The sequence below is a fragment of the Paenibacillus sp. FSL R7-269 genome (assembly GCF_000517865.1).
Taxonomy (GTDB): Bacteria; Bacillota; Bacilli; order Paenibacillales; family Paenibacillaceae; genus Paenibacillus_AQ.
The window spans coordinates 96,680-109,926 of sequence record NZ_ASPS01000007.1 but is presented as its reverse complement, the minus strand read 5'-3'; the positions used below and the strand labels follow the sequence as shown (position 1 = coordinate 109,926).

Genomic DNA, 13,247 nt, shown 5'->3' with positions numbered 1-13,247 from the left:
AAGGAGGAAGAACCCGGGGTATAGATAAATAGGAGTTAAACTTTTTATAAACTGGCCCCATCTATGCGAGTCTGTGTTATCTCTGCGGACTGTAGCTTCATTATGAAGAGTGGCTTGGAGCAGGCTGACAGAACACTGGAGGATCATTATAATAGTAGAAACATAAAAGCCGGCAAGCCGGAATAGGAGGATCGGGATGGAACAGACATGGAATAAATTCAGCTGGATAGGCAGTGAGGAGTTGTATCTGGATCATCCGGCAACATCGAGAATGAACAGGATGATTATCGGCCGGTACGGCGGGAATACAGCGGCAGGTGCCGATAAGAATGAAGATGGTGTATATGTATTAAGCGAGCCGGATGGCGGCTGGGAGTTCGCGATGCTCCTGGATGCGCACCATACGGCGGAAAGTGCTGAACTGCTGGTCCGCACGATCAACGGTGAGGCAGGTGAAATCATCAGGCTGCTGGCGTTGCCGGTTCAGCAGGCGTTCCGGGAACTGGAGGCTTTTTTGCTTGCTATTTTCCAATCAGAGTCGTTCCTGAATCAGTGCAAGCAGGTAACAGGGGAGACTGCATGCCTGATCTGTGTCCGGATGGAGAATTATCTCTGGTGGTTCTCGGTAGGAGATAACTCACTGTATCTGCTGCATCCCGAGTTGGCGGCACGCGGGCAGTATGCGCTAGGACAGCGCAATTACTACGAATGGATCGGCTTCGTCAACACCTTCGCCCAGCCCGTGGCCTGTTACTCCTCCGGCATCCGCGAGCTGCGGCAGGGCCGCAACGTCATCGTGATGACCACAGACGGCCTACTAGAGGTGGGGGCAAGACTGCTGGAGGACCCGCGCAGGCTGTATGAAGCTTTTACGGGTAGAGAGGATCTGGAGGAATGTGTGGCGGAAGTATTGACGGGGGTGCATGAACAGCTTGGGCGGGACAGCGCAACGGTGGTGGCCTGGAGCTATGATAATGACAAGGCGGGTGCGATGCCTAGTGATTAGGCGGATGTAAGCGGCCTGTACCTATTTTCCCCGTACATGCACTTCTAGGCACCTACCCACATACAATAAAAGGACCATGAACCCGTTGTTCTCCTAACTGATCGGTTTCATTGTACATGTGCGGGAGGTGTCGCCAAGTTGCCTGGAATCATAAGCACGATTGCGCTGCTGATCAAAGAACTGACGCTGCTGGTATCTTACGTAAGGAACAACGCTTTTCCCCAGCCTCTATCGGAGCAGGACGAGAGCAAATACTTAGGCATGATGGCCGAGGGAGACGCCAAGGCACGGAACCTGCTGATCGAGCATAACCTGCGGCTGGTTGCCCATATAGTGAAGAAATTCGACAACACCGGTGAAGACATGGAAGACCTGATCTCCATCGGCACCATCGGGCTGATCAAGGCCATCGAGAGCTACCGCCCGAACAAGGGCACGAAGCTTGCAACTTTTGCTGCCCGTTGTATCGAGAATGAGATCCTGATGCACCTCCGGTCGCTGAAAAAAACCCGCAAAGACGTATCCCTCCACGATCCGATCGGAACGGATAAGGAAGGCAATGAGATCACCCTGATCGATATCCTCGGCTCTGAGGCGGATGATGTAATTAAAGAGGTCGATCTGAAGATTGAGAAGAGCAAGATCTATCGGAATCTGGATATATTAGACGATCGGGAAAAGGAAGTCGTTGTCGGGCGCTTCGGCCTGGACACAGGCGGGGAGGAGCGGACACAGCGGGAGATTGCGAAGGAGCTGGGGATCTCGCGGAGCTATGTGTCGCGGATAGAGAAGAGGGCGCTCATGAAGCTGTATCATGAGTTTTATAAGGTGAAGCGGTGAAGAGAGAGGGTTGCCTGTAGGAATGAGACAGTGGAGGTCTCAGTCTTGCAGGTTTTTTTAATGAAATTCAACGATTAGATTCTATATACCAAGCTCTTAGCTGAAATAAATTGCGTTTTACTGTGGTATACTCGAACTATAAGCGGAAATGAGGTGTTTCTATATTGAGAAATATTACACAGGACCTTGCCAAATTGATTCGACTAACAGGTGACCGTGCCAAATTGGATGCTAAAGCAAATGGAACATATATAGTATACAAAACACCGGAAGGACAAATCGTTAGAGAGTACAGTACCGGTAAGATCGTGAAAATGAATGAACAGGATTTCATCCATGAATGAGACAAAGGCAACGATGTTTGTGTTTGCCGGTAATAATGGAAGTGGCAAGAGCACAATCCGCAACTTGATTGTTGACAGGCTTGGGGTAAGTGTAAATATTGACCCCGATGCACTGGCCCGTAAAATTAATAATGGGCATCCTGAAAAGAGTAAAGTATCTGCCGGGAAAGAAGCTATAAGGATAGCTAGGGAATGTATTCGAAATAAGTGGGATTTCAGTGTGGAAACTACTTTAGCTGGTGGTAACGTTATAAGGCAGATGAGAGATGCAAAGGAACAAGGCTTTGAAATTATTATGTTTTATGTGGGACTAGGGGATGTACGGCTAAATATTGAACGTGTTGCTTTGCGAGTGAAGAACGGTGGTCATCATATTGAAACCGAGGATATTATTAGACGCAATATAACCAGTATGAATAATCTGTTATCTCACTTAGATCTGATTGATCAATTAATTGTTGTTGATAATAGTAAAGCTGATGGCGAGTTTATTCTTGAAGCAGATAAAAGCGGGATAAAATATTATTTAAATGAATTACCTGAATGGGCACAATTAATCGATAGACAGTTACAAATTAAATACAGAACGTAAAATAACCAATTCGAATCGGAAACGATCTTGATTGGTTTATTTTTTAAAAAAACCCGCAAAGATGTATCCCTCCACGATCCGAACGGAACGGATAAGGAAGGGAACGAGATCACCCTGATCGATATCCTAGGCTCAGAAGCGGATGATGTGATTAAAGAGGTCGATCTGAAGATTGAGAAGAGCAAGATTTATCGGAATCTGGATATCTTGGATGATCGTGAGAAGGAAGTCGTGGTCGGGCGGTTTGGGCTTGATACAGGCGGGGAGGAGCGGACGCAGCGGGAGATTGCGAAGGAGCTGGGGATCTCACGGAGCTATGTGTCGCGGATTGAGAAGAGGGCGCTCATGAAGCTGTATCATGAGTTTTATAAGGTGAAGCGGTAGGTTACAAGAAGGAGTTGTTTGCGTCTAAGCATCTAGTGAAAAGTATGACTCCAAATGGGGGATACTTTTCACTAGATGCTTTTCTTTTCAGAATTTTGCGAATGGTAGTACAATCATTGAATGCCGATGGTTGGATTCTTATGAGACTACGATTGGTATCAATAAATTAGCAGTGGTTGATCAGGAATTAAAAATTTAAAAGCACCTATTCATTCGGAGATTAGTAGTTTATGATTACTGAACTGAAGGGGTGTTTTTTAATTTGTTTGCAGAAGTGCCGACCTGCCTGCTGGACGGTAAGCTGTAAAGCAAATAAGGAAATTAATCGGGCGAAAAGAAAATTTTGCTATAGAAGCTACTCTGTCGTAGGCAAGCTAAATCGTACAACGTGCCATTCCTTAAACATGCCGAAAGCCCTTCTTGCCCATTTCGATCGCTTATGCTAACTGTAAGCATTCACGATTCAACTCATCTCCACTATCTCATTAACAAAGGATGCTCACTATGGAAAAGAAAATTATACAGCTCATGGGAACGGTTATTACGATGGTCGTTCATCATCAGAATGCAGCGGCGCTCTTGGCGGATGCGGAGCAGCAGCTGATTGACTACGAGCAGCGCTTCAGTGCGAATAATCCGAGCTCGGCGCTCATGCAGATTAATAACCAAGCCGGGAAGAGTCCCGTAATTGTCGATACGGATCTGTTCGATCTGATTGCAATCGGGAAGAGGGAGAGTCTCGTAGCAGACAGTCTGCTGAACATCGCGATTGGTCCCTTAGTCAAGGCGTGGAAGATCGGGTTTGCAGGGGCGCAGCATCCTCCGGAAGCGGTCATTGCGGAGTGTCGGCAGCTTATCGATCCGCATCATATTCAATTGGATGAGGAACGGAAGACTGTTTTCCTGGAAAAGGAAAGGATGGAGGTTGATCTGGGTGCGCTGGCCAAAGGGTACTTTGCAGATCGAATTGTGGAGGTATTCAAGCGTCAGGGGGCGAGCGCAGGGTTCATCGATCTAGGTGGGAATGTGCTGACTTTTGGTGAGAACCCGGCGTCTGAAGACGGGTTATGGCGGGTCGGGATTCAGAATCCACAGCTACCGCGAGGGAATTATGCGTTGGTCTTGAAATTGAAGAACCAATCCATTGTGACTTCTGGCGTGTATGAGCGGAAGTTGGAGGTTGTGGGCCGGAAGTACCATCATATTTTTGACGGACAAACGGGGTACCCGGTACAGAGCGATGTAGCAAGCTTGACAATTGTAACGGAGCAGTCATTGGAGGGAGAGATTGGTTCTACCCGTCTATTTGGCAAGCGTGCGGCCGAGATCATTCGTACGCTGAATTCGACCGCTGAGATTGAGGGTATCGTGATCACGGAACATAACGAGCTGGCTGTTACGGATGCTCTGCGTGCATACATGGAACATCTGTAGTAAAGAGTGCGATCAAATCTTGTTCCACCGAAGATAGAGGTTTGTTTTTGGAATAGGCAATAAAATAATCGAGCGACAACAAATCCAGTGATAAGGGCAACAGGCGGTAGCCCTGAGGGACTTCCGACATGCAGATACTATAGGGGACGAATGCGATACCAACGCCTTTCTTGGCTAACTCCAGCGTGGTGAAAATATTCGTGCTTTCCAATATAACAGTTGGTTTGATCTTAAACTTCTGAAATAGGTGATCAAGCTGCCGGCGAATCGAAGAACCTTTTTTGGTCAGCACAAGGGGACTTTGCAGCAGCAGCTTCAGATTGGCATGGCTCTCCTCTAACGTCTTCGGATTAATGTCATACAACGGGGAGTCCTCTGTCACCACCGCATAATAACCATGAGGCCCCCATGAGACAACATTCAGATTGGGCGAGAGGGTCTCTGGATTTTGTCCGATAAAAAAATCCAGTTCATGGTTCAACACGCGGATTTCATTGACCTCGGAGTAATCCTCTTGAATCTCGATCTTAATAGACGGGTAATTTTTCATGAAATCGGGCAAAAACAAAGGCAATAAATACGAACCTAAGCTGGACAAGATACCGAGCTTGATCGTCTGGGTGTCTCTTATGGAATAGTGAGCGATTCGTTTGTGGAATTGTTCCTGCGCCATTTCAAGGGACATCAGATACTGATAGTACAGCTTGCCTGCCTCAGTTAGTTGCAAGGGAGAGGTCTGTCGATTCAAAATTTCTGTGCCGATTTCATGCTCGATTCGCTTGATAAGCTGCGTGAGGTAAGGTTGCGAAACATACAGGTCCTTGGCGGCCTTAGTATAGCTTCCGTGCTTGAGAATCGCGTCAAGATAATGAAGGATATTGGAAGAATCAATCGTAGTCATAAGGATCACCTGCTCTTATTAAAGATGGTATAAGAGAACTGTTATAGAACGATAAGAAAATGGATATTTCACAAATGTATTTTTTCATACTAAAATTTATTTGTAAAGGTAAGTGACCAAGTCAAAAGGAATTTGTAGAAATCCGTTTTATATTGTGCAATTATTCACAAAGTAAGAGAGGAAGAAAATTATGAAACTAATCGGTATTGTCGGAACGAACTCGAATACTTCGACGAATCGCAAGCTGTTGCAATTTATGCGTAAGCATTTTTCCAGCCAGGCGGAGATTGAGGTCTGCGAGATTAAGCACCTCCCTGCTTTTGATGAACCGGAAGATCGTCAGGCGCCCACTGAAGTACAAGCCTTATGCGAGCAGATTGCGGCAGCGGATGGCGTCATTATCTCGACCCCGGAATACGATCATACCATCCCAGCGGCGCTCAAGAGCGCCATGGAATGGATCTCGTATACCACCCGTCCTTTGATTAACAAACCAGTTCTGATCGTGGGTGCTTCCCACGGTTTGCTTGGTACATCTCGTGCCCAGATGCATCTACGTCAGATTCTGGATGCTCCAGAGCTTAAGGCTCGCGTTCTGCCGAGCTCGGAATTTTTGTTGGGACATTCACTTGCCGCTTTTGACGAGTCAGGTGATCTGGTCTACGCAAATAAGGTTCAGGAGCTGGAGGAGATCTTCGAAGAGTTCCAATTGTTCGTGAAGATTAACCAACAGTTGGTTAAAGAGAACCACTTCAAGACAGAGCAAAGCAAAGCATTTAGCTGGGAATCGGTAATCTGGGGAGGCGAACGGGCATGAAATTTGTCGGAATTGTAGGAACCAACGCGTCGAAGTCTTATAATCGGAAGCTACTGGAATTTATGAAGTCTCATTTTAGCGAAAAAGTGGACATTGAAATTCTGGAACTGAAGGGTGTCCCGATGTTTAATGAATCGGACGATCAATCGCAGAGTCCGATTATTCAGAACTTTAACACGAAGATTACGGAAGCGGATGGTGTCATTATCGCTACACCGGAGCATAATCACTCGGTCCCCTCCGCACTGAAAAGTATTCTGGAATGGTTGTCTTGGAATCTTCACCCGTTCGATGGCAAACCGGTCATGGTTGTCGGTGCGGCGTATGATGTGCAGGGGTCCTCCCGTGCACAACTACATCTGCGTCAGATTCTAGATGCACCCGGTGTCAATGCTAGCGTGATGCCTGGCTCGGAGTTCCTGTTGGGCCGTGCGAATGAAGCCTTTGATGAAGCGGGGAAGATCAAGTCGGAGCGGACGGTTGATTTCTTGGAGAGTTGCTTCCATCGTTTTATGCGTTTTGCCAAAATCGCTAATCTGCTGAATGTCCCTGAAGACGTTAGCTTTGAACCGGGAACCTATGAGGTAAAGGCGGTCGGACATAACGGTGATCTGCCGATGATCGTTGAGATGAGTTCGACTCGTATAGAGAAGATCGACATCGATACAGCGGGCGAATCACAGGGGATTGCGGATGTGGTATTTACCCGGATTCCGAGTCAGATCATCGAAGGACAGACGCTGAACGTGGATATTTTGTCCGGCGCATCCGTCACTAGCAATGGGGTCATCGACGGAGTAGCGAAGGCGGTCAAGATGGCAGGCGCCAACCCGGATGTATTAAAAAAACGGCCAAAAGCACAGAGTGCGATCAATCACGGCGACGAAGAGTATACAGCGGACGTTGTGATCGTTGGTGCGGGTGGTGCGGGACTCGCAGCAGCAGCCAGCGTGCTTCAGCAGGGCAAGAAAGCTATCATCGTCGAGAAGTTCCCAGCCATAGGTGGTAATACGGTACGAACAGGTGGTCCAATGAACGCTGCCGATCCAGAGTGGCAACGTAAATTTGCGGCGATTCCGGGTGAAGGTCATACGATTGAAGAGCTGGCAGCAACCCCGGAAGAACAGGTAGATGCCGAGTATCTGGCGGACTTCCGTATCTTCAAACATCAGGTGGCTGATTATCTCCGCGATTCGAAAGAGGGCAAAGAATTCTTGTTCGACTCCGCGATCTTCCACCGGATGCAGACCTATTTCGGCGGCAAACGGAACGACCTTCAGGGGTATTCCATTTACGGGCAATATGATCTGGTTAAGGTATTAACCGATCAGGCGCTAGCCTCCGTTAAATGGTTGGAGGAACTGGGTGTCGAATTTGACTATAACGAAGTGACCATGCCGGTAGGAGCGTTGTGGCGCCGTGGACATAAACCAGTGAAGCATGAAGGCTATGCCTTCGTAGCGGCTTTAGAGCAATTTGTCCGTGCACAGGGTGGTCAGATCCTCACCGATACTCCGGTGAAGCGACTGATTATCGAAGCAGACGGCCGAGTTAGCGGCGTAATTGGTACCGGAGTAGCCGGGCAAACGGTAACGGTTCATGCGCCGGCGGTGGTGCTGGCTTCCGGTGGCTTTGGGGCCAATACGCAGATGCTGAAGCAGTACAATACGTACTGGAACGAGATCGATGACGACATCAAGACCTCGAATTCTCCGGCGATTACCGGCGATGGTATTCTGCTGGGACAAAGTGCGGGCGCTGATCTGGTCGGCATGGGCTTCTCGCAAATGATGCCAGTGTCCGATCCGCAGACGGGCGCCTTGTTTAGCGGGTTGCAAGTGCCGCCGCAGAACTTTGTCATGGTCAATCAGCAGGGCAAACGTTTCGTCAACGAATATGGTAGCCGCGATCAGTTGTCGATAGCAGCAATCAATAACGGAGGCCTGTTCTATCTGATTGCGGATGACAAGATCAAGGAGACGGCCTATAACACAAATCAAGCGAAGATCGATAAGCAGGTGGAGCGAGGCACGCTATTCAGAGCGGACACACTGGAGGAGCTGGCCCAGCAAATTCATATCGATCCGACTACGCTAGTGGATACGATCGCGATGTACAACTCTTACGTTGATCAGGGACATGATCCGGAATTTGGTAAAAATGCGTTCGATCTTAAGGTTGCAGTGGCTCCGTTCTATGCGACACCTCGTAAGCCAGCTGTTCACCATACGATGGGCGGACTCAAGATTGATACACAGACGCATGTTCTTCGCGAATCTGGCCAGATCATCCCGGGGTTGTACGCAGCCGGTGAGGTGGCAGGCGGTATCCATGCCGGTAACCGTCTAGGTGGTAACTCGCTCACCGACATTTTCACATTCGGTCGAATTGCCGGACGGACAGCTGTTGAGGAGCAGGCTGTTTTGTCGAAGTCATGAAATAAGTCTTTAGATCACATCTCTCTTTAAGCAGTGGAGCTGACTCATAAGTAGACTTACTACGAAGATAACAGCTCATCTTGAATCTAAATGTTGTTAAAAAAGCAGCGATTCTCTTGTTATTGGAGGATCGCTGCCTTGCGTTTTTGGTCCGCTGCGGCTTGCTTCAACACATTAGTTATGTGTCGCGGATTGAGAAGCGGGCGCTGATGAAGCTGTATCATGAGTTTTATAAGGTGAAGCGGTGAGCTCATAATCAATTTCTAAAGCAACTTGTCTGCGGATGAGTTGCTTTTTGTTTTACGAATATAACGTCCTGGAGATACCCCTTCTGACTTCGTGAATTGTTTGGTGAATGAATAGATATCCCCGTAACCAAGACTAACGGCTACGTGTTTGATGGGAAGTCCGGATAGCAGCATCATTTTTGCCTGTCTCATTAAATGCTCCGTGTGATATCGCTTAGGGGAAATCCCCGTAGTATCTTTAAAAAATTTTCGGAAGTTCTCGTAGCCCATATTCACGGCAGATGCCACTTCCTGAATATCAAAGTGAATATCATTGGAAACACTAATCAGCTCGCAGGCTTTTGTTATTTTACTTTCATTTTCATTGCTATGAGCATTATGAATGCTACTGTGTAATCTGATAATCAAATCCTGAGACTTCATTAGCAGGGAGGGAAGACTTTCATCTGTTGCACTTTTTAAGGCTTTCAGCAAGGAAACAAAATCAAAGAAAAAATCATTCGTATGTTGTGTCGATTGGACTTCCTTATCGGAATTAATAATTCCAAGGGTCTTTAAGTATGAATAGACAGGATACCCGACACTGATATAAAACTCGATCCAATTACCATCTGGTTCAATTGCAGTAGAGTGCAAACGTTCAGGTAGACGTTGAACAAGATCACCTGCTTGCATAGGAGTAACGGTACCGTCCGTAGAAATAAACTTTCCACTGCCTTGCAATACTACAAAACAGCTGTAATATCCTATCTTAAAATCATATTGAGAACGCTCTGCTGATCTTTTCCGCATAAATCCGCAAGATAAAATACCTTGATTAAAATCTTTGCCGATACATCGGTAGATTACATCATTTTCCTCAATGTCTTCAACTTTCATGTATTCACACTCCTACCAAAGTGGATAAATGAAATACCATACTCAACATTTAATATAAGGGATTTTCCTTCTATTATAGGGGTATCTACATTGAAAGATCAACCAATTAGAACAATCGATGGGAGTGTTATTGAAGCCAATGAAGCTAAGCAGAGATTGGGAAAATCAACATGTTACTCAAAAAAACCGTTATCCCATGCATGAGCCCTACGGAGTATACGAAACCGTTGAACAGGCTTTAAGCGGAGACCGGAGAAAGTCTAAATATGTGAAGAGCCTGAATGGAATGTGGAAGTTTAAAATGTTTGGGTCTCCCGATGAAGTAACGGATGAATTCTATAGTCCTGAACATGATGTTTCCCAGTGGGATCATATTCCGGTTCCTTCCCATTGGGAACTTTCGGGGTATGGAAAACCTGTATACACCAATATGTTGTATCCCTTTGTTCAAAAAGGGGAGGGTTCACATCACGAGATTCAACTCAAGAAGAATGAATACATTTTGAATCCGCCTCATGTGCCGGAGAGTAATCTTACCGGTTGTTACGTCCTAACGTTTGAAGTTGACGAACATTTTTACGAAAGGGATATATTTATTGATTTTGGAGGTGTAGAATCGTGTTTTTATCTTTGGTTAAACGGCAAGCTGGTTGGTTATTCTCAGGATAGTAAGCTTAACGCTTCTTTCGATATCACGGATTACATTCAAAAGGGGCAAAACCGTATAGCTGTTCAGGTTATGCGGTTTGGAGCCGGTACTTATCTGGAGGATCAGGATTACTGGCATCTCTCGGGGATCTACCGGGATGTTCTTATTTATGCAAAACCACGTATGCGCATCCATGATTATAAGGTCGAAACCCTCTTTTCAGGTAATTATAACAATGCCGAATTAAGCGTAACGGTTCTACCTAATAATCAAGCGAATGGTTATGGTGATGCCCATGTTCGGTTGTCCCTTTATGATAGCGAGCAGAAATTGGTTACTGCGTTTGAAACGCCAAATTTTGCGGATTGTGATTTCTACCTGCGAGAGAAATATGTAGCAAAGGTTACGAAAACCATTTCAAATCCTCAATTGTGGAGCGACGAGAACCCTTATCTCTATAAATTGGTCTTAGAAATGATTGATTGTTCTGGAAATGTAGTTGATATTGAGAGCGCGAATGTCGGCTTCCGTGAAGTGAAGATCGATCGAAAAGGGGTCCTGAGAATTAATGGGAAGCGTCTCATTATACGGGGAACCAATCTTCATGCCTTTTGTCCTGAAACAGGACGAGTCGTAACAACAGAATATATGCGTGAGCAAATCAAGGTCATGAAATCGCTGAATATCAATGCGGTAAGAACAAGTCACTATCCGCACGCCATCGAGTGGTATGACCTGTGTGATGAACTGGGCATTTACCTGGTGGATGAAGCCAATATTGAAACACACGGTCTTGGCGGCCAGTTAAGCGCATCCCCCGAATGGACACATGCGTATATGGAACGGGCTACACGGATGGTTCTGAGAGATAAAAATCATCCATCCATTATTCTCTGGTCTCTGGGTAATGAATCCGGTTATGGAGCGAATCATGCTGCGATGTACGGCTGGATTAAGGAGTATGACAAAACAAGGTATGTTCAGTATGAGTCTCTGAGTCCTCCGGCAAATATCTCCGATATTGTGGCGCCTATGTATCCTCAGAAAGATTGGATCTTGGATGTCATGGCTGATAGCGAAGATTTGCGTCCTTTTATTATGTGTGAATATGCGTACGCGAAAAGTAACAGTAACGGAAACTTTAAGGAATTTTGGGATCTCATTCATAAATTCCCGCGGTTTCAAGGAGGATTTATTTGGGATTTTCAGGATAAGGCGCTTGTTAAGCAGGATAAAGACGGAAATAAAAAGTATGTCTATGGCGGGGCATTCCATGAAGAAGTTACTGATCCTGCTCCTGATATGTGCTTGAATGGTATAGTTTTCCCAGATCTAACGCTCAAGCCGGCTGCGCATGAAATAAAAAATGTACAATCTCCTATCCAAATGGATTACATGCCTGGGAATCATGGCTATCGAATTTATAATCATTACACGCATCGGGATTTAAGCCATTTGAATATGGTGTGGGAGCTAGTTTGCGATGGAAAGGTGGTTGAAAGCGGTAGTTTGCCTAGATATCACACAGCACCCGGATCCGTTGATAAGCTTCAAGCGCCATATGATTCGTCTAAAGTCTCCGGGGAAGCTTTTGTTAATTTCTATGCTTATTTGGAAGAGGACACCTTTTATTCTAATAAGGGAACCTGTATTTATGCATGCCAGATAGAGATTAAAGATTCTGTTAATAAAGTGCATACCGGAGAGATAGAAAAGGATAGTTTGAGGTATGATGAAACGACAAATGAAATTCATATATATAATGAAAATACAACGGTACTTTTCTCGAAAGAAACAGCAGAGTTCATCACTGTAAAATACAATAACAAGAATTATTTCACGGGAGGAACAAATAACTTTTATCGCCCTCCGACAGGAATTGATGCAGGTATTCATCTCGAATCGTCCAATTATGCAGATGAGTGGAAAGCTCTCGGACTCCATTCCCATCAAAAAGAAATCAAGAAGATTCGGGTATTTGCAGCACCTACTGCTGTTATCATTCAAGTTCATTGTATATATCATGGATGCATTGAAACAAAAACTAATTATACCGTCGGCGGCAAAGGCATAGAAATCACCAATACAGTTGTGAACAATGCCAAGGTCGATACTCTCCCGAGAATTGGGTTAAGCTTTAAGTTCTCTGATGCTTGGAAGAAGTTGAAATGGTATGGTCGCGGGCCATGGGAGAACTACGCGGATCGTAAATCTGCCGCATTCGTTGGAGTATATGAGAGCACTGTAGAACAGCAACACGTACCCTATATCTTACCGGTAGAATGCGGTGGTAAGGAGGATGTCCGGTATTTATATTTGTCATCCAAAGAACAAGCAGTAAAAGTATCGGCAGCGGGAAATTTCCATTTTGATATTCATGGGCACAGTATTGAGCAATATGACAACGCCGCCTATGAAGACGAGCTGGGAAATTCAGATTCTGTTTATCTTAATATTGATTACAAACATGCAGGTCTGGGTGGAGATACCGGCTGGACCAAGAATATTCACGATCCCTATCAAATTAAGAAAGGTATCTATGTTTATACGGTAACTATAGAGATTATTTCCTAAGAATGGAGTTTTATAAGGTGAAGCGGTGAGAGGATAGAGTTTGTCTTTTGACAGGCTCTTTTTTTGTCGAATTTGAGAAATATAGTTCAAAAGAATTATGTAGAAAGTAGGATTTCAATCTAATACATTTGAAATTTAATG

The 13,247-nt window shown here is 45.6% G+C and carries 10 protein-coding genes and 2 pseudogenes; 10 read left to right on the top strand and 2 right to left on the bottom strand.

What is annotated here, in order from left to right:
• Positions 1 to 196 precede the first annotated feature (196 nt).
• The 6 genes and pseudogenes from C162_RS02910 (at position 197) to C162_RS02885 (ending at position 4,600) form a co-directional block, all read left to right on the top strand.
• Positions 197 to 1,006 (top strand): protein phosphatase 2C domain-containing protein, encoded by an 810-nt coding sequence (locus C162_RS02910; protein ID WP_036691090.1) that lies wholly within the window; start codon positions 197 to 199, stop codon positions 1,004 to 1,006.
• Positions 1,007 to 1,144: 138 nt separating this feature from the next.
• Entirely contained in the window at positions 1,145 to 1,846 is a 702-nt protein-coding gene (gene sigK / locus C162_RS02905) for an RNA polymerase sporulation sigma factor SigK (RefSeq protein ID WP_036691086.1), read from the top strand.
• Positions 1,847 to 2,010: 164 nt separating this feature from the next.
• Positions 2,011 to 2,190, top strand: coding sequence for a hypothetical protein (locus C162_RS36810; RefSeq protein WP_036691083.1), 180 nt, complete (start codon positions 2,011 to 2,013; stop codon positions 2,188 to 2,190).
• Complete coding sequence (locus C162_RS02895) at positions 2,183 to 2,782, top strand: zeta toxin family protein (RefSeq protein WP_036691081.1); 600 nt, start codon at positions 2,183 to 2,185, stop codon at positions 2,780 to 2,782. The genes C162_RS36810 and C162_RS02895 overlap by 8 nt, the downstream gene beginning before the upstream one ends.
• A gap of 42 nt (positions 2,783 to 2,824) precedes the next feature.
• Positions 2,825 to 3,166: pseudogene (locus C162_RS02890) on the top strand (sigma-70 family RNA polymerase sigma factor); the annotation flags it as partial.
• Positions 3,167 to 3,670: 504 nt separating this feature from the next.
• Positions 3,671 to 4,600, top strand: a complete 930-nt coding sequence (locus C162_RS02885; RefSeq protein ID WP_200869167.1) for an FAD:protein FMN transferase — start codon at positions 3,671 to 3,673, stop codon at positions 4,598 to 4,600.
• Here C162_RS02885 and C162_RS02880 read toward each other — a convergent pair.
• Positions 4,563 to 5,501: a LysR family transcriptional regulator gene (locus C162_RS02880; RefSeq protein ID WP_036691078.1), complete on the bottom strand. Its 939-nt coding sequence runs from the start codon at positions 5,499 to 5,501 to the stop codon at positions 4,563 to 4,565. The two genes, C162_RS02885 and C162_RS02880, sit on opposite strands and share 38 nt — an antisense overlap.
• 190 nt (positions 5,502 to 5,691) lie before the next feature.
• Here C162_RS02880 and C162_RS02875 point away from each other — a divergent pair, with 190 nt between their 5' ends.
• The 3 genes and pseudogenes from C162_RS02875 to C162_RS37545 all read left to right on the top strand — a co-directional run.
• Complete coding sequence (locus C162_RS02875; RefSeq protein WP_036691076.1) at positions 5,692 to 6,318, top strand: NADPH-dependent FMN reductase; 627 nt, start codon at positions 5,692 to 5,694, stop codon at positions 6,316 to 6,318.
• Positions 6,315 to 8,756 (top strand): flavocytochrome c, encoded by a 2,442-nt coding sequence (locus C162_RS02870; protein WP_036691074.1) that lies wholly within the window; start codon positions 6,315 to 6,317, stop codon positions 8,754 to 8,756. The genes C162_RS02875 and C162_RS02870 overlap by 4 nt, the downstream gene beginning before the upstream one ends.
• Before the next feature lie 176 nt (positions 8,757 to 8,932).
• A pseudogene (locus C162_RS37545) lies at positions 8,933 to 9,004 on the top strand (RNA polymerase subunit sigma); the annotation flags it as partial.
• A gap of 15 nt (positions 9,005 to 9,019) precedes the next feature.
• On the opposite strand, the gene C162_RS02865 reads toward C162_RS37545, so the two are convergent.
• Positions 9,020 to 9,883 (bottom strand): helix-turn-helix domain-containing protein, encoded by an 864-nt coding sequence (locus C162_RS02865; RefSeq protein ID WP_036691073.1) that lies wholly within the window; start codon positions 9,881 to 9,883, stop codon positions 9,020 to 9,022.
• 139 nt (positions 9,884 to 10,022) lie between these two features.
• On the opposite strand from C162_RS02865, the gene C162_RS02860 reads away from it, so the two are divergent.
• A complete protein-coding gene (locus C162_RS02860; RefSeq protein ID WP_036691071.1) occupies positions 10,023 to 13,106 on the top strand; it encodes a glycoside hydrolase family 2 TIM barrel-domain containing protein in 3,084 nt (1,027 codons plus the stop codon).
• Positions 13,107 to 13,247 lie beyond the last annotated feature (141 nt).

Excerpts from the sequence above, each read along its gene's own strand:
- C162_RS02870 (WP_036691074.1), top strand. The coding sequence starts at position 6,315 with ATGAAATTTGTCGGAATTGTAGGAACCAACGCGTCGAAGTCTTATAAT.
- C162_RS02910 (WP_036691090.1), top strand. The coding sequence starts at position 197 with ATGGAACAGACATGGAATAAATTCAGCTGGATAGGCAGTGAGGAGTTG.
- C162_RS02880 (WP_036691078.1), bottom strand. The coding sequence starts at position 5,501 with ATGACTACGATTGATTCTTCCAATATCCTTCATTATCTTGACGCGATT.
- C162_RS02885 (WP_200869167.1), top strand. The coding sequence starts at position 3,671 with ATGGAAAAGAAAATTATACAGCTCATGGGAACGGTTATTACGATGGTC.
- C162_RS02860 (WP_036691071.1), top strand. The coding sequence starts at position 10,023 with ATGAAGCTAAGCAGAGATTGGGAAAATCAACATGTTACTCAAAAAAAC.
- C162_RS02865 (WP_036691073.1), bottom strand. The coding sequence starts at position 9,883 with ATGAAAGTTGAAGACATTGAGGAAAATGATGTAATCTACCGATGTATC.
- C162_RS02875 (WP_036691076.1), top strand. The coding sequence starts at position 5,692 with ATGAAACTAATCGGTATTGTCGGAACGAACTCGAATACTTCGACGAAT.
- C162_RS02895 (WP_036691081.1), top strand. The coding sequence starts at position 2,183 with ATGAATGAGACAAAGGCAACGATGTTTGTGTTTGCCGGTAATAATGGA.